Raw genomic sequence first — 15,773 nt, forward strand, 5'->3', positions numbered from 1 at the left:
GCACGAAGTTTCACCGGCCGCCCTCCCGTTCGAGCTCCTTGTTTGGAGCTTTTTTGTACGACGTTAGCCAAACATCATCACGGCAGGCCGGGGTCGTCAAGCGGCTTTGTCAGAAGACTCTTCGGTTTTAGCCCCATGTTGCCGCAGGAAAGACAGGGATAATGTGTCGCAAATCCTAGCTTTTGCTCTGAGTCTGCTCGAAAATTGACGGAAGAAAATGTACTAACAGCACGACTGACGACGTGGTGACAGTTGACACGCGATCCAAACGAGACCTAACAATGACAAAACAAGGGAACAAACAAGCAGGTCGGGAGGATCGTGCCGTCGGCACTGTCATGGCGCGGGTCACCATTCAGAACATTGCCGATCACCTCGGCATCTCGAAATTCGCGGTCTCCCGCGCCCTCAGCGGAAAGGCCGGGGTGAGCGGGCCGACCCGTCTCCTTATCGAGGAGACCGCGGCCTCACTGGGTTACGACGCGAAAAAACGCGTGAACAAATCGCTCCAGGTCGACGTGGTCTTCAAGAATCGAGCGACAGCTAGCCGCGAACTCTGGGTTGATGTGCAGAACGGCATCGACCATGAGGCGGCAGCCCAGGGCTATAGCGTTTCGGTGCGGTGGCTTGAAGATGCCGATGAACTTTCGCGGCTGGGCAACGGCTCAATCGGCTATATTCTGGTTGGTCCGCATGCCGCACCAATGCTGGACGCGGTTCTGGCAAGTCCCCTGCCCGCCGTCGTGGTGAACCACATCATTCCGCCCCTGTGGGCGAAGGACCAGGTCAGCGCCGCGGACGTCGAGGCCGGTGTCTTCGTAGCACATTACCTCAAGTCGCTCGGTCATCGCAAAGTGGTCTACACCCACGGGCGACTGGGCTATCCTGGGCGCTTGGCGCGCCTGACGGGCTTCGCCGATGCCGTCGCCGAAGCGACGGACATGGAGCTGCGAGAGATCGCCTTTTCGGATGATCAGGCCGCTGGCGACCTGCGCGAAGCGGTGATTGCCATGGCCGCCACGGGGTTCGAGCCAACTGCGTTCTTCTGCGGTAGCGACACTGTTGCGGTCACCGTAGTGTCCGAGTTGATGCGCATGGGGCTTCGCATTCCCGAGGACGTATCGGTAGTGGGGCACGCCGATTATGCGATAGCCACCCGTATATCCCCACAATTGACCACCGTGCACATGCCGCACCGCGAAATGGGGGTCGCCGCCGTCCGGGTCTTGCTGGCTCGAGCCGGCCAGTCGCCATTCATGAATGGCCTGCCGCCGCAGCGGATCAACCTTGTGCCCAATCTGGTTGAGCGGCAGTCAAGCGGTCCAGCGACAAGCGAATCTTGGCGGCACCGGCTGCGCGACCTGGCTATACCCACATGAGGGCTTTAGATGCAGCATGATGGTGAAGCGGCAGAGCCTGGCGAAAGCGTCGAGGCATCTTCGACGGGATCGTCAGCGTCGGAGGCCGCGCAGCTGTTGCTTGAGGCACGCCGGACGGGAATTACCCTGCCGCACCTCTTGCCACATCTGCGGCCCAGCTCGCAGGCTGATGCACACCACATCCAGGACGCCATCATCGCTCAATTGGGATCCGTCGGTGGCTGGAAGATTTTCGCGGGCGATGATGCAGCGCCATTCCTCTCGCCTTTGCCTGCAACCCTGATCTTCAACCAAGGCCATGTCGGGGCACGCGGGCCGTTGCCGATCGTGCTAGTTGAACTCGAAATCGCCCTGACGCTGGGCCGCGATCTTTGGGCGCAGAAAAGCTCGTACGATGCGGCCTCGGTCCGCGAGGCTGTCGCTAGTCTTCACCCGCTCATCGAACTTATCACCTTCAGCTGGACGGACCGTGACCAGGTCGATCGCCTGACGCAGTTGAGCGACCTGCAGAACAGTGCCGGCTTCGTCGTAGGAGGCGGGCTGTCGGATTGGGAAATGCTTGATACCGGCAATGCCAAATCGACGCTGATCTTTGATGGCGTTGAACAGGCCAACGCGTCTACCGGCGCCGACACGGCAACGATCCTGCGGACGCTGGCCCTGTTGGCAAACCACGCCCTGGCGCGCGGTATGCCGCTGCGCCGGGGTCAGGTCATCACCACCGGCGCACGGCTCGTCGCGCCCACCGGCGCTGCCAAAACCATTCGCGGCGAGATTGCGGGCCTGGGCGCAGTCGAGACGACGCTAGGATAGCCAGTTCAAGAACATGCGGAGGACGGGATGCAGGTAGGGTTTATCGGCCTGGGGGTCATGGGCTCGCCGATGGCGGGACAGCTGATTGCCGCAGGGCATGAGGTTCACCTCTATCGGGTCAAGGACAACCATCGCAACCTGCTGGAACGCGGCGGAAAGCGCTGCGACAGCGCCGCCGAGGTTGCCCAGCAAGGCGAGGTCGTCATTCTTATGCTGCCCGATACCGGTGACGTTGAATCCGTGCTGTTCGGCGAGGGCGGCATTGCTGATCACCTGTCGTCCGGCAAGCTCCTCATCGACATGAGCTCGATTTCGCCGGTCGCCACTAAGCAGTTCGCCAAGCGCCTAAGCGCCAAGGGCGTCGGCTATGTCGATGCTCCGGTATCGGGTGGCGAGGTCGGCGCCAAGGCAGCGACGCTGTCGATCATGGCTGGCGGCAGCGAAACGGATTTTGCGCGCGCCATGCCCCTGTTCGAAAATATGGGCAAGAACATCACCCACGTCGGTGGTGTGGGCGACGGTCAGACCGCCAAGGTTGCCAACCAGATCATTGTCGGCCTTACAATCGAGGCCGTCGCCGAGGCCCTGACCTTCGCCAAGTCCGCTGGAGCCGACCCTGCCAAGGTGCGCGAGGCCCTCATCGGCGGCTTCGCTTCCTCGCGTATTCTCGAGGTGCACGGCGAGCGCATGGTCAAGCGCACCTTCGACCCCGGCTTCCGCATCCGTCTGCACCGCAAGGACCTCAGCCTCGCCGTCGACGCTGCGCGCCAGCTGAACCTTAGTCTGCCAAATACGGCCGCCACCCAACAGCTGATGAACGGCGCCGTCGCTAATGGACTGGGCGATCGCGATCACTCCGCATTGATCCAGATGATCGAGCACATGTCCGACATCAAGCAGGACGGCTAATTCTTACCGCCAGGCCATGGCCGTTGCACACCGCGTTTAGTGTCACGGAACGCCGGTGCCAGCCAATTGCAGCGTGTCAGCATAGTGGCAGGCAGCCGACTGTCCCTCGCCCAGCTCTCGAAACGGGGGCGTTTCCGCCCTGCAAAGATCGGTGGCATAGCGGCAGCGCGGATGGAACGCGCAGCCCGTCGGCAGATTGGTGACATCAGCCACCTCGCCCGGCAGCCGGATACGGTCACCCTTGCGCCGCAGGCGCGGATCGGGTCGCGGCACAGCCGAAAGCAGTGCTTCGGTATAGGGATGCTTTGGAACATTGAACAGCGTCCGGGTCGGCCCGATCTCGACGAGCTTGCCGGCATACATGACGGCCACCCGATCGCAGATGTGCTGGATCACCGCCAAGTCGTGGCCCACGAACAGGTACGTGAGGTTGAACTCGCGCTTGAGTTCGCGCAGCAGGCGCAGGATTTGTGCCTGGACCGACACGTCCAGCGCCGAGACCGCCTCGTCGCACACCACGAAGGCCGGATTGAGTGCCAGGGCTCGGGCAATGCCGATACGCTGGCGCTCGCCACCGGAAAAGGCATGCGGATAGCGCTTGATGTATTCGGGGCGCAGACCGACGCGCCGCAGCAGCGTGGCAACGCGATCGTCCGCCTCGGCCCGTGGAACATCGTTGTACTGGAGGCTCTGGCCGATGATCTCCCCCACCGGCAGGCGCGGGTTCAACGAGGCGTTTGGATCCTGGAAGACCATGCGCATGTCGCGCCGCAAGCGCTTGAGCTGGGCCCTATCGGCCGCGACGACATCGACCTCACGCCCGTCCGACTGGCGGAACTGTATGCTTCCGGCCGTCGGCTCGACGATGCGCAGCAGCGCTCGGCCGGTCGTCGTCTTGCCGCAGCCGCTTTCACCCACAAGGCCTAGCACTTCGCCCTGGCGAACCTCGAAAGATACACCATCAACCGCCTTTACGTGGCCGACGGTACGGCGCAGCAGGCCCCGCGTAATCGGAAAATGGACCTGGAGGTCTTTCACCCGCAACAGGACGGGCGACTGATCGACGGTGCGGATGGGGGTCATGTCGGTCATGGCGTGCCTCCAGCAAGGCGGACATCAGCCGACAGCGGTTCATGGAGCAGGCAGCGCACCTGCGATCCATCCGGCAAATCGGTTCGCCTTGGGTCGATTCTGTTACATAGTCCGGCCACAGCCTCGCGGCAGCGCGGGTGGAAGCTGCAGCCGTTTGGCCGATTGAGCGGGTTGGGCACCATGCCCTCGATCGTGTCGAGATCCTCGCCCACATGGATGCCCAGGCGGGGGATGGAGCGCAGCAGTCCGCGCGTATAGGGGTGCTTGGGCTGGTGGAAGATGCCGTCCACGTCGGACCGCTCGACCACCCGGCCCAGATACATCACTGCAACATTGTCGGCGATCTCCGCCACCACCCCCAGATCATGGGTAATGAACAGGACCGCCATGCCCGACTCGGCCTGCAACTCCTTGATCAGGTCCAAAATCACCGCTTGCGTGGTGACGTCGAGCGCCGTCGTCGGCTCGTCGGCAATCAGCAGACGCGGACTGCAGGACAAGGCCAGAGCGATCATGGCACGCTGCCGCATGCCACCGGACAATTGGAACGGATAGGCGTTAAGCCGCTCTTCGGGCCTCGGCATGCCGACCCGGCGCAGGATCTCGACAGCACGGTCCCGCGCTTCGCGCTTACCGACCTTCCGATGCAGGCGGATGGCGTCCATGATCTGTGATCCGATGGTCTGCACCGGCCCCAGCGAGGTCATCGGCTCCTGGAAGATCATTGCGATCTCATTGCCGCGAACGCGGCGGATTTCTTCGCCGGTGGGATCCAGACTCGCCAGGTCCACGATGCTGCCGTCCGACTTGCGGAACTTCATCGATCCGCCGACCACGTTGCCGGGGCGAGAGACAATGCGCAGGATCGAGCGCGCCAGCATGGACTTACCGCACCCCGATTCGCCGACCACGCAGACCGTCTCGCCCTCGCCGACGGTGAGATCGACACCGTCGACGGCACGGATGGGGTTGCCGGTGCCAAAATAGGTTTTTAGGCCATTGATCTCGAGCAGAGGCGTGGTGCGGTTACTGGCCATAGGGGTCCGCCGCGTCGATTAGGCCGTCGCCAAGGAAGTTCATCGAAAGCACAGCCACTACTATGGCGGCGCCGGGCAGGAAGAGCCAAGGCGCCGACGCCACCGAGCGAATGTTCTGGGCCTCCTGCAACAAGACACCCCAGCTCACCACCGGCGGTTTGAGGCCGATGCCGATGAAGCTAAGGGCTGTTTCGGCCAGGATCATCGCCGGAATGGCAAGCGTCACCGAGGCTACGATATGGCTGAGGAAGGACGGCACTAGGTGCTTGCGGATAATCGCCATCTCGCCAAGCCCGTCAAGCCGCGCCGCCACCACGAAGTCCTCGTGCTTGAGCGCCATAAACTTGCCGCGGACCTCGCGGGCGAGCCCGGTCCAGCCGATCAGCGAAAGGATAATGGTGATGGCGAAATAGACCTGCAGCGCCGACCAGCTTTGCGGAATGGCCGCGGCCAGGCCCATCCAAAGCGGGATGGTCGGGATGGACTGCAGGAACTCGATGGACCGCTGGATCAGGTTGTCGACCGTACCGCCCATGAAGCCGGAGATCCCGCCGAGGATAATGCCGAGCACGAGGCTGACCGTAACGCCGATCAGACCGATCGACATCGAGACGCGGGTTCCGTGGATAGTGCGGCTCAACACGTCGCGGCCGAGCCTGTCTGCCCCGAACAGGTACATCGGGTCACGCGCGTTGACCGGCGTGATGAAATGGATGTCGGCCGGGATGAACCCGAACATCAGGTAGGGCTCGCCCTTGCCAAAGAAGGCGACTGGCACCGGCTTGTCCGCGTCTGGCACGAAGGTGCGCTTGAACGACACCGGATCGACCGAACTCGTATAGCCGTTCACATAGGGGGCGAACCGCCAGCCATCCTCATCCTGGGAGAACAGGTGCAGTTGCTGGGGCTGTGCATAGGCATAGCGACCCTCGTAGTACTCCGGCGAGAACGGCGCCAGGAATTCGGCGAAGATCGCCACCAGATAGATCGCCAGCACTACCGCGCCACTCAGCAGCGCGATCTTGTTGCGGCGAAAACGCCACCAGATCAGTTGCCACTGGCCAGCGACCTGTTCCTTGTATTCCGGCTCGGCCAGGGGGGCGAGCGGCGCTGCGGGAGCGATGGTTTGGTCGGTCATGACGCCTCAACTGTAGCGGATGCGCGGATCAAGCCACGCCAGCAGAATGTCGGAAATTAGCGTGCCGATCACCGTCAGGGTGGACAGCAGCAGGATGAAGCTGCCGGCCAGATACATGTCCTGGGTCAGCAGGGACCGCAACAGCATCGGTCCCGAAGTGGGTAGGTTGAGCACGATGGCGGTGATGGTCGCCCCCGAAACCAGGCCCGGCAGCACCCAGCCGACCGTCGATACGAACGGGTTGAGAGCAACGCGCACGGGGTATTTCAACAGCAGCACATGTTCGGGATGACCCATGGCCCGCGCCGTCACCACGTAGGGCTTGTTCAGCTCGTCCAGCAAGTTGGCGCGCATGATGCGGATCAGGCTGGCCGTCCCGGCCATGCCCAGCACGATGACAGGAATCCAAAGGTGGCTGATCAGGTCGCCGACCTTGGCTAGGCTCCAGGGCAGGTTCTCGAACTCCGGCGAGAACAGCCCGCCCACCGACTGCCCCAGATAGCGGAAGGACAGATACATGAACACCAGCGCGATCAGGAAGTTCGGGATTGCCAGGCCGATAAAGCCGACAAACGTGGCCAGGTGCGCGCCGATGGAATGGCGCCGGATCGCGGAATAGATGCCGATGGGAAAGGCGACGGCCCAGATGAACAGCAGCGTCGAAACCGACAGGACAACTGTCAGTCCCATTCGCTCGTAGATCAGGCTGGCCACCGGGCGGTTCCATTCGAACGACTGGCCGAAATCGCCGTAGAACAGGATGTTGGATATCCACTTCCAATATTGGATGTAGAAGGGCTCGCCGAGGCCGTAGCGCTCGCGCATACCTTCGACGAAGGCCTGGTTGACTTGCACCCCCTCGGCGCTCAGCCCGGCCACCATCGAGCTCAAGTAGTCACCTGGCGGCAGCTGGATGATGACGAAAGTCAGCACCGAGACCAGGGCCAGAGTCACCAGCATGTAGACCAGCCGACGGATCAAGAACGTGAGCATCCCGAGCTCCCAGGTTACACCAGCCCCGCAGCCTTCACTGCGGGGCCGGAAAGCCTATTGCGCTTTGATGTACCAGGTCGACAGATTGAGCGGCGCCGGTGTCGGATAGATTGCCGAGTCGATCATGGTGTCGGGCACATTGCCGAGCCGGTTGGTGGCAATCGCATAGGTGCCGGTCAGCAGCGAGATACCAAAGCTGCGGAATTCATCCCTGGCAATGGCGAGCACCTCCCTGAACAGCTCGGCCTGCTTATCGGCGTCGGCTGTCGCCAGCGCTTCGTCGTAGATTCTGAGCTGCTCGACTGTCACCGCATCCGGCTCGATGCCGCGATCATCCTTGTTGTACCAGTAGGACCACGGCACTGCGTAGAGCGCGTTGTCGTTGATGGGTACGTAGAGGCGCGGGTTGAGCAGTTCGTTCAAACCGCCGGCACCGACGTTCGAGATCGCCTCGTAGAGGTTGGCAACCTGTCGTTCCCGGTAGAGTGCGCTGTCGATTACATTGACCTGGAGGTCGATCCCGACATCTTTCCAGTAGCCTTGGATCAGCTCCAGGCTGTCGATCTGCTGGGTCGTGTCGGTTCGCACATCCATGCGAATGGAGAGCGGCTGACCGTTGCTCATCAGGCGAATGCCATTGCCGTCGCGCTCGGTCAGGCCGAGCGCGTCGAGCATCTGGTTGGCCTTGTCGGGATCGTATTCGGTGTACTGGCGCGCAAAGGCTTGGTCGTAGAAGGCCGATTCCGGACGCGGCGCGACCTGATAGGCCTCCCCCTGCCCCACATAGATGATGTCGATCAGTTCCGGGCGGTTCAGCGCATGGCTGAGCGCGATGCGGAAGTCCTTGTTGGTGAAGAGCGCTCGCTTGGTCTCGTCCAGCACCGTCAGGTTGAGATGAAGCGCATGTGCGGCCGATACGTCGGCGCTCAGGTCGATGAAGTGATACTGGCCGGCTTCCTGGTTATCGAAGAAGGTCGGCTTGTCGGTGATGGTGAAGTTCTGCGGCCGGTAGACGAAATCGACCTGGCCGTTCATCACCATCAGCTTGAGGACCTCGGGATCGCCGACAATCGGGAATACGACCTGATCGAGATAGGGCAACTGGTTCTCGGCGGTATCGACCTTCCAGTAGAAGGGGTTGCGCTTGGCGACCACCTGCGTGCTGGCGCCGTCATAGGGGCTGGTTACCGTCCAGGCATTGACCGTGGGCAGTTCGGGATTGAGCCACTTGGCGAAATCGCTGCCCGTTGCGCCGCCCACTTTCTGGTTGAACAGTTCCACCCAGGTCGCCGTGCCCGCCGCCTTGAGCAGGTCAGGCAAGCCGGCCTCGTTGTACTTGGGCAGGAACTGCTCCCCATAGTGCCTGGGCGCGATCGGCGGCTGGTTGTTGCCCGAAGCCAATTGCTGCAGGAACAGGCCATAGGGTGCGGCAAAGGTAAACTTGACAGTAAGGTCGTCGACCTTGGTGAGCGTGGCCGGGGTGCCCGCATTCATCATGTGTCCGCCCGGCCCACCGGGATACAGCTCCGTGTTAAGCGCCATATCTTCATACCAGAACACGATGTCGTCGGCGGTCACTGGCGCACCATCGCTCCACTTCATGCCCTCACGCAGATGGAAGGTGAACTCGGTGCTTTCTGGGTTCACATCCCAGGACGCGGCAATATTGGGAATGACGGTCCCGCCTTCGGGCGCGAAGCGGACCAGCGGTTCGTATCCCAGGATACGGTTCAGCCAGCCGTAGCCGCGGTCCGTACCCCCCAGCAGATCGGTGCGCATCTCCCCGCCATAGCTGCCCACCTCTTTGAGCGGCGTCAGCACCAGTGGTTCGGCCGGCAGCCGCTCAGCCACTGGCGGCAGGCTACCGGCGTCCACCATCGCCTGCAGGTCAGGTGCCTGATTGAATGCCCAGGCAGATGCGCTGTGCATCAACATGATGCCGAGCAAGGCAGCGCGGCCAACTCTCTTCGTCAGTTTCATAGTCCCCTCCCATAATGTCTTTTCGATCCTGCCTCCCTGCCGTCCGGCGCATTCGCGCCATGTCCGGTCAGGGTTTGAAAATCATCGTCGGTTGCAGATGCGCAATGCGCCAGCCGTCCGCCTCACGGCGGAACCGGTAGGCCAGATCGCCCACATTGGTAATCTGGGGAGTGGCCACACTGCCGTCTTCGCGCTTGGTGCCGCGCAACGGCACAAAGCACGCAGTCGCACTGGCTTCCTGGTCCGAGACCGACTCGACCAACACATTGGTGACCAGATGCCGCGAAAGGTCGCTCGCCGGACGCTGCTTGAGGGCGTCCAGAATCGCGCTCCGACCCGCTACCGGTTTGCCACCGCGAACCCATACGGCATCGTCAGTGAACAGGGCCGCAGTATCCTCATAGCGCCCCTGGTCCATCAGGCTGTAGGAAGCAATTACCAGCCTTTGGCAGGCCATCTCGGCTTCATGGTCCATCACGGCCTCCTCAATAGCCCATATGCTTGTCGACGATATTGATCAGCGGCTCTCCGGCCACGTAGCGGATCAGATTGTCGGCGAATATCTGGTAGCCGCGCGCCTTGGTGGCGAGCGTTGTCGCGCCGTTATGCGGCGTCACGATGGTATTGGGCGCGTTCCAGAACGGGCTGTCTTCCGGCAGGGGCTCGACACCATGCGCATCCAGCCCCGCGCCGGCAATCCAGCCTTCGGTAATGGCTCGGTACAGCGCTTCGTCATTGGCGACCCCGCCGCGCGAGAAGCAGACGTAGTAAGCCGTCTTCTTCATCGCCCTGAATTCGGCCTCGCCCAGCATGTCCGTCGTTTCCGGCGTCTTGGGCGCAGTCACGACGACGAAGTCGCACTCGCCCAGAAACTCGTGCAACTGGTCGCGCGAGTACATGCGGTCAAAGTTTGCAGTCGGCTTCTGATTGCGGCGCAGTCCCAACACCCGCATATGGAAAGCCTGAGCCTTGAGCGCCAGATCGACGCCGGAATAACCCGCTCCTATGATGCCGACTGTCAGCCCGTTGAGTTCGCCGTGGAAGAAGGCGTCCCACTTGCGGTTACGCTGCCCCTCGACCCACCGCATCGCATTGCGGTTGAGCATGATCATGAGCATCATCGCATGCTCGGCCAGTGGAATGGCCCCGTTTCCCTTTGAGCAGGTAAGCACTACAGGGCTCGCGACGAATTCAGGATAGAGCTGAGTGTTGGGTCCAGCGGCCCAGCTATGCACCCATTTAAGCTTCCTGCCACGTGCCAGTGCACCGGCGGACAACTGCCCCGCGACAATGTCGGCACCCTCCACCGCGGCCTCCATATCGGCCTGCTTTTCGTAGAAGGTCATGTTCGCATTGGGTGCGATTGCCTGGAGCTCGGCGAAGCGCTTGTCGTCTATCTCGCCCGTCAGCAAAATCCGCAGCTTGTCATTTGCCTCGGCCATTTCTCCCCCTCGTGTCTGCCGCATGAGCGGATCTTATTATCGAAAAAGGTAGTCGCGACGCCAGTAGGACGCAACAGAAAAACGCAACATATTGCGCTTTTTAACCGCAATATAGTTGCGCTTGGCTCAAATATATTGCGGTTAAGATGCGCCTCTGCTAGAGCGCGTCTGCTGGTCGCGGAGCCATAGAATGACGCAGAAGATTACCCTTGACGACCTGTCACGGCGCCTGGGCCTTTCGAAGTTCTCCGTATCGCGGGCGCTATCTGGCAAACCCGGTGTGAGCGAAAAGACGCGGGATGCCGTCATGCAACTGGCGAGAGAGGTTGGATACAACCATACCGGCGTGCCGCGACTCGCGGCGAGCGAGAAAATTGTCCACCTCGTCATTCCGCAGGCAGACGCAATCAACTCAAGCTTCTGGATCGAGGTCATCGAGGGTGCAGAGATAGAGGCTCGCGCCCTGGGCTATCGCCTAGTGATCGACGTGCTGAGCTCTGATCGTGGAACCGACATCGTGCAGGAGAATGTGCATGGCCTGTTGCTCGCAGGCCGCCGGTCCCGCGGCATCATCGAGCCCTTCATGCAGCTGGACATCCCGAAGGTGCTTATCGGGCATCCTAGGCCTATGGAGCTGATCGATAGCGTCCAGGCCGCCAATTTCGACGGCGGATACTGCGCGGGCGACGTGCTTGGGAAAGCGGGCCACCGTTGCATCGCATTCTTCACCGACGCCCCCGAGGACGAAGGCCGAAACTTGCGTCAGGCTGGCCTCGTCGAGGCCATGCGCGTGCACGGCGGGTTGGCCTTGCCGGCAGTGCGATTCGATGCCAGCGTCGATGCCAAGAGCGTGGTCCTTGAGACGTTGCGCGGCCCCCAGATGCCTACAGCCTTTGCCGGCGCAACCGACTTTGTCGCCATGACCCTGGCCTGGGGCCTGATGGAACTGGGTCTCAAGATTCCGCAGCACATCTCTGTGGTTGGCTCCAACGATTCCCACACCGCATCGCAGCTCGGCATCAAGCTGTCGACAGTCCGCCAACCCATGCATGAGATCGGCGCAGCCGCCATGCAGGCCTTGCGTTGGCGTCTCGAGCAGGCCGCCCCCGATGCGCGACCGAGACGAACTCTGCTGACGCCGGAATTTGTCGAACGATCCACCCACGGACCCGCGAATCCCGCGGGGCTAGCGGCGGCACTCCAAGCAATTGAACTTCACACTGGCTAAGAAGTCCTCGATCAAGCTGGCGAGCTCCTGCCACTATGCCTTCGCTCTTACGCTGCCTTCCGCATTCCGCCGCTGGCGGACCAACGACCCATATGCGCGCAAGCCGGTGCTGATCACCGTCAATGATTGTCCGCTTCGGGATCTTGAGCGATAGTAGCTAACGTCTTCAATGGGTCGTAGGCTGCCACTCGTTTGGGCCACCTGGATCCTAGCACTACCACCAGGGTGAAGGGCCACCGTTCGCTGGGCGGTCACCGCGGTCCGTGGAAGAATTGGGCGCGCCGGTCTTGACGGAGTTGAGGCGTACTGCCCGCGAGGAGTCTCCAAACCCGGTGACACGCAATATCACCACGGTTCTATCTAGCCTGCCATTCAGCTTTTGGCTGACCTTAACTACACCCCCGAAAGAGGAGTTACTCATGGCACTTGCTAAGCCGCCCTATCGTGCCGACGTCGTCGGCAGCTTCCTGCGCCCCGACAGCATAAAGGCGGCCCGCAAGGCACGCGCCGAACAGAGCGGCATGGACGCCGATGACCTGCGCGCTATCGAGGACGAGGCGATCCGCGACGTCATCCGCATGCAAGAAGATGCCGGCCTCAAGGCGGTCACCGATGGCGAATTCCGCCGGGCCTGGTGGCATTTCGACTTCATGGGGATGCTCAACGGACTCGACATCATCCAGCGTGAGGGCGGCGGCATCCAGTTTCATGGCGTGGCCACCAAGGCCGACGTGCCGGTGATCACCAACAGGCTGAGTTTTCCAGCCGACCACCCCATGCTGGAGCATTTCAAGTTTGTCGCCACCCATACCAAAGTGACGCCGAAGATCTCCATTCCCGGCCCAAGTGCCATCCATTTTCGAATTGCCGAGGACGACATTGCCGTCCAGGACTACAAGCACGACGCCGAGGCCTATTTCGAGGACATCACCGCGACCTACAAGGCCGCTGTAAGGGCCTTCTATGACGCTGGCTGCCGATACCTGCAGATGGACGATATCTTCTTTGCCTATCTTTGCGACCCCAAGATCCGCGCAGAGCGAAAGGCCAAGGGCGAGGATCCCGATTGGCTGATCGGGCGCTATGCTAAGATGATGCATGATGCCATTGCCGACCGACCCGAGGACATGCTGATCGGCATGCACATGTGCCGCGGCAATTTCAAATCCACTTGGGTGGCCGAAGGCGCCTATGACCCGGCTGCCGACGCGATCTTCAACCAGACCGATGTCGATATCTATTTCATGGAGTATGACACGGAGCGCGCCGGTGGGCTCGAGCCGCTGCGCCTTTTACCCAAGGGCAAGAAGCGCGTGATGCCCGGCTTCATCACCACTAAAGTGGCAGACCTCGAAGAGGTCGACGACCTCAAGCGCAAGTTCGACGCAGCGAGCAAGTATGCCGATATTGAGCAGTTGGGCATTGCTCCGCAATGTGGCTTCGCATCCACCGAGGAAGGCAATTCCATCACCATGGACGACCAAAGGCGGAAACTCGATCTGGTGGTGAAGACTGCCGAAGCTATCTGGGGCCATGTGTAGACGCACCGGTGGGCGTACTGGAGTCTCGAACTGCTTGCGGGCATTGGTGGGATTGGCTCGATCGTGCCTGCAGGTGTCCACATCAGCCGCTCCGCAGGCGCCTCATTCCGACCGTTCAAGCGAAAAAGCGGACTTCGGAATTGGAGGGGGAACCAAAGGGGGTCGGGGGCTGACAGGCAATCTTGCCAACCAAGTGCGCACTGCCGATCTCAGTGGCCCATTGGAGCGAGTTGCGTGAAGGGTCTCAATTACCGGCCTATCGGGACATCTGTCTCGATGGGGTCGTCACCCCGTCGAAAATTCCGAACCGTCTGGAAGATTGCGATACTCCATATAAGCAGGGTGACGACGCCGAGCACTGCCGCGACGGGGCGACCGAAAAAGCCGAGCAGGCTGCCGTCCGAAATCATCATTGAGGTGGTGAAGTTGCTTTCCACAAGGGGCCCGAGCACGATACCCAGAATGATTGGTGCGATGGCGATCATCCGCGCTTCAAGCACATAGGCGATAACGCCGGCGCCCAGCATCAAAATGACGCCGAACATGGAATTGTTCATCGAGTAGGACCCAACGATACAGAAGAGCAGGATAGCGGCGTTCAGCACGGCACGCGGAACTTCGAAGATCCAGCGGGCGGACTTGGCGGCAACCCAGCCGAGGGGCAACATCAGGACATTGGCGATGGCGAAAACAATCATCACCGCATAGAAATTTTCCGGATGAAGTGTCATCAGGGTCGGACCGGGATCGAGGCCCTTCATGACCAGAACACCAACCGCGATAGCTGTCACGGCGTCCCCCGGAATTCCGAAGACCATGGCCGGTATCCACGAGGCACTGAGGGCAGCATTGTTGGTGGCGCCGGCTTCGACAAGTCCTTCAGGGTGCCCCTTGCCGAACTTTTCCGGCTCCTTGGAAGTACGCTTGGCAAGCGAATAGGTAATCCAGGCGGCAAGGTCGCCGCCGACGCCAGGCAACGCCCCAAGCAGCGAGCCGATTATCGAACCCCTTATTTGGTTCTTACGATATTTCCACAAGGCAGGTAGCGTCCCCTTGAACGGGTTCTTGAGGTTCATCTGGGGCACTTCGGCCATCGCGCGGCGCCCCGATCGCATGATCTCGGAGACCGCGAACATGCCGATCATCACCGGGATGAAGCTGATGCCGCCCATCAGTTCGATACTGCCGAAGGTGAAGCGGGGTGTCGCTGTCAGGGGGTCCATGCCAACCTGAGCGATGAAAAGGCCAAGCAGCAAGGCAAGCGCACCCTTGATCATGCCACCTGAGGAAATCAGCGCTGCGCAGCTAAGGCCGAGCGCCGCCAACCAGAAATATTCGAAGCTTGAAAAGCCTAGGGCCGCTTTTGCGAGCATGGGAGCGGTGAACAGCAAGAACAAGAAGCCGAACAGTCCCCCCAGCACCGAGCCGACGACGCCGATGCCAATAGCCAGACCTGCCTGCCCCTTCTGAGCGAGGCGATATGAGTCCTCGACATAGGCGGCCGAAGCTGGTGTGCCAGGAATACGCAGCAGCGTGCCGGGCAAATCACCGGCGGTGATGGCCATGGCGGTGCAGGAAATGATAGCGGCAATGGCCGGAATGGGGGCCAGGTAAAAGGTGATCGGTACGAGGAGCGCGGTCGCCATGGTGGCGGTCAGGCCTGGAATGGCGCCAACAAAGAGACCGAAAACGGCCGCAAGGAAAATGGTCAGCAAGGTTTCAACGTTGAAGACCATACTGGCGGCGAGGGCGAATGCTTCCATTGATGGCTACCCCAGCAGCCCGTGCGGCAACGAGACCCGCAACACCATAGTGAAAATGAAATAGATCGCGGCGGTGGCGATGGGGCTGAAGATCAGCGCCGAAAGCCAGCCCCCACGACTAATCAGCACGATGCCAATCGAGAAGATCGTGCCCGCGACGAGAAAGCCCAGAAATGGCATGGCGACGATTGCCCCGATAATGGCAACCACGATGCCAACAGCAAACCAAGTAATGAGCGGCGGGGCCTCTTCTGCCTCATCGCGCACGATCCAACCCTGGATGGTGAGCGCCGTACCCATGAGCGCCATGGCCAAACCGACGATTGACGGGAACAGACCCGGTCCCACATTCATCCCCGGCAGGGGATGCAGACTGAGCGCCTGCTGAAAGATTGCCACCCCACCCAGAGCGAACAGCAGACCCAAGACGCTATCCAATGGAAGTGACCGCCTCATGC

14 protein-coding genes are annotated in these 15,773 nt (G+C 61.3%); 5 read left to right on the plus strand and 9 right to left on the minus strand.

Annotated elements, in window-relative coordinates; translation table 11 throughout:
- Positions 1-281 precede the first annotated feature (281 nt).
- Genes ACLI1C_RS18885 through ACLI1C_RS18895 form a run of 3 tightly spaced genes read left to right on the plus strand, consistent with a single transcriptional unit; the run spans position 282 to position 3,101 of the window.
- Positions 282-1,379: a LacI family DNA-binding transcriptional regulator gene (locus tag ACLI1C_RS18885; RefSeq protein ID WP_411399115.1), complete on the plus strand. Its 1,098-nt coding sequence runs from the start codon at positions 282-284 to the stop codon at positions 1,377-1,379.
- 9 nt (positions 1,380-1,388) lie between these two features.
- A complete protein-coding gene (locus tag ACLI1C_RS18890) occupies positions 1,389-2,192 on the plus strand; it encodes a fumarylacetoacetate hydrolase family protein (RefSeq protein WP_411399116.1) in 804 nt (267 codons plus the stop codon).
- A gap of 27 nt (positions 2,193-2,219) precedes the next feature.
- Positions 2,220-3,101, plus strand: coding sequence for a 2-hydroxy-3-oxopropionate reductase (locus ACLI1C_RS18895; RefSeq protein ID WP_411399117.1), 882 nt, complete (start codon positions 2,220-2,222; stop codon positions 3,099-3,101).
- Between the two features lie 42 nt (positions 3,102-3,143).
- Here the strand turns inward: ACLI1C_RS18895 and ACLI1C_RS18900 are convergent, their stop codons facing one another.
- The 7 genes from ACLI1C_RS18900 to ACLI1C_RS18930 form a co-directional block, all read right to left on the minus strand.
- The gene (locus tag ACLI1C_RS18900) at positions 3,144-4,193 is read right to left on the minus strand and encodes an ABC transporter ATP-binding protein (RefSeq protein WP_411399118.1); all 1,050 of its coding nucleotides are present in this window, start codon (positions 4,191-4,193) and stop codon (positions 3,144-3,146) included.
- Positions 4,190-5,230 carry an ABC transporter ATP-binding protein gene (locus ACLI1C_RS18905; RefSeq protein WP_411399119.1) on the minus strand — a complete coding sequence of 347 codons (1,041 nt, stop codon included), beginning with the start codon at positions 5,228-5,230 and terminating at the stop codon, positions 4,190-4,192. Before ACLI1C_RS18905 ends, ACLI1C_RS18900 begins: the two co-directional genes overlap by 4 nt.
- Positions 5,220-6,368, minus strand: coding sequence for an ABC transporter permease (locus tag ACLI1C_RS18910; RefSeq protein WP_411399120.1), 1,149 nt, complete (start codon positions 6,366-6,368; stop codon positions 5,220-5,222). The genes ACLI1C_RS18905 and ACLI1C_RS18910 overlap by 11 nt, the downstream gene beginning before the upstream one ends.
- 6 nt (positions 6,369-6,374) lie before the next feature.
- A complete protein-coding gene (locus tag ACLI1C_RS18915) occupies positions 6,375-7,361 on the minus strand; it encodes an ABC transporter permease (RefSeq protein WP_411399121.1) in 987 nt (328 codons plus the stop codon).
- A 54-nt stretch (positions 7,362-7,415) separates the two neighbouring features.
- Positions 7,416-9,341 (minus strand): ABC transporter substrate-binding protein, encoded by a 1,926-nt coding sequence (locus tag ACLI1C_RS18920; RefSeq protein WP_411399122.1) that lies wholly within the window; start codon positions 9,339-9,341, stop codon positions 7,416-7,418.
- Positions 9,342-9,408: 67 nt separating this feature from the next.
- Positions 9,409-9,816 (minus strand): nuclear transport factor 2 family protein, encoded by a 408-nt coding sequence (locus tag ACLI1C_RS18925; protein WP_411399123.1) that lies wholly within the window; start codon positions 9,814-9,816, stop codon positions 9,409-9,411.
- Between the two features lie 10 nt (positions 9,817-9,826).
- On the minus strand, positions 9,827-10,783 hold the full coding sequence (locus ACLI1C_RS18930; protein ID WP_411399124.1) for a D-2-hydroxyacid dehydrogenase: 957 nt from the start codon (positions 10,781-10,783) through the stop codon (positions 9,827-9,829).
- A 190-nt stretch (positions 10,784-10,973) separates the two neighbouring features.
- Between ACLI1C_RS18930 and ACLI1C_RS18935 the strand changes: the two genes are divergently transcribed.
- On the plus strand, positions 10,974-12,011 hold the full coding sequence (locus ACLI1C_RS18935; protein ID WP_411399125.1) for a LacI family DNA-binding transcriptional regulator: 1,038 nt from the start codon (positions 10,974-10,976) through the stop codon (positions 12,009-12,011).
- 419 nt (positions 12,012-12,430) lie between these two features.
- Positions 12,431-13,552 carry a 5-methyltetrahydropteroyltriglutamate--homocysteine S-methyltransferase gene (locus ACLI1C_RS18940; protein WP_411399126.1) on the plus strand — a complete coding sequence of 374 codons (1,122 nt, stop codon included), beginning with the start codon at positions 12,431-12,433 and terminating at the stop codon, positions 13,550-13,552.
- Positions 13,553-13,800: 248 nt separating this feature from the next.
- Here the strand turns inward: ACLI1C_RS18940 and ACLI1C_RS18945 are convergent, their stop codons facing one another.
- On the minus strand, positions 13,801-15,315 hold the full coding sequence (locus tag ACLI1C_RS18945; RefSeq protein ID WP_411399127.1) for a tripartite tricarboxylate transporter permease: 1,515 nt from the start codon (positions 15,313-15,315) through the stop codon (positions 13,801-13,803).
- Between the two features lie 6 nt (positions 15,316-15,321).
- Positions 15,322-15,741 (minus strand): tripartite tricarboxylate transporter TctB family protein, encoded by a 420-nt coding sequence (locus ACLI1C_RS18950; protein ID WP_411399128.1) that lies wholly within the window; start codon positions 15,739-15,741, stop codon positions 15,322-15,324.
- Positions 15,742-15,773: the final 32 nt, after the last annotated feature.

The organism is Devosia sp. XGJD_8 (assembly GCF_046614475.1).
In the GTDB taxonomy this organism is placed as follows: Bacteria; Pseudomonadota; Alphaproteobacteria; order Rhizobiales; family Devosiaceae; genus Devosia.

What these genes read in the sequence shown, in the direction of transcription:
- ACLI1C_RS18885 (WP_411399115.1), top strand. Translation starts at nt 282, where the DNA reads ATGACAAAACAAGGGAACAAACAAGCAGGTCGGGAGGATCGTGCCGTC.
- ACLI1C_RS18890 (WP_411399116.1), top strand. Translation starts at nt 1,389, where the DNA reads ATGCAGCATGATGGTGAAGCGGCAGAGCCTGGCGAAAGCGTCGAGGCA.
- ACLI1C_RS18895 (WP_411399117.1), top strand. Translation starts at nt 2,220, where the DNA reads ATGCAGGTAGGGTTTATCGGCCTGGGGGTCATGGGCTCGCCGATGGCG.
- ACLI1C_RS18900 (WP_411399118.1), bottom strand. Translation starts at nt 4,193, where the DNA reads ATGACCGACATGACCCCCATCCGCACCGTCGATCAGTCGCCCGTCCTG.
- ACLI1C_RS18905 (WP_411399119.1), bottom strand. Translation starts at nt 5,230, where the DNA reads ATGGCCAGTAACCGCACCACGCCTCTGCTCGAGATCAATGGCCTAAAA.
- ACLI1C_RS18910 (WP_411399120.1), bottom strand. Translation starts at nt 6,368, where the DNA reads ATGACCGACCAAACCATCGCTCCCGCAGCGCCGCTCGCCCCCCTGGCC.
- ACLI1C_RS18915 (WP_411399121.1), bottom strand. Translation starts at nt 7,361, where the DNA reads ATGCTCACGTTCTTGATCCGTCGGCTGGTCTACATGCTGGTGACTCTG.
- ACLI1C_RS18920 (WP_411399122.1), bottom strand. Translation starts at nt 9,341, where the DNA reads ATGAAACTGACGAAGAGAGTTGGCCGCGCTGCCTTGCTCGGCATCATG.
- ACLI1C_RS18925 (WP_411399123.1), bottom strand. Translation starts at nt 9,816, where the DNA reads ATGGACCATGAAGCCGAGATGGCCTGCCAAAGGCTGGTAATTGCTTCC.
- ACLI1C_RS18930 (WP_411399124.1), bottom strand. Translation starts at nt 10,783, where the DNA reads ATGGCCGAGGCAAATGACAAGCTGCGGATTTTGCTGACGGGCGAGATA.
- ACLI1C_RS18935 (WP_411399125.1), top strand. Translation starts at nt 10,974, where the DNA reads ATGACGCAGAAGATTACCCTTGACGACCTGTCACGGCGCCTGGGCCTT.
- ACLI1C_RS18940 (WP_411399126.1), top strand. Translation starts at nt 12,431, where the DNA reads ATGGCACTTGCTAAGCCGCCCTATCGTGCCGACGTCGTCGGCAGCTTC.
- ACLI1C_RS18945 (WP_411399127.1), bottom strand. Translation starts at nt 15,315, where the DNA reads ATGGAAGCATTCGCCCTCGCCGCCAGTATGGTCTTCAACGTTGAAACC.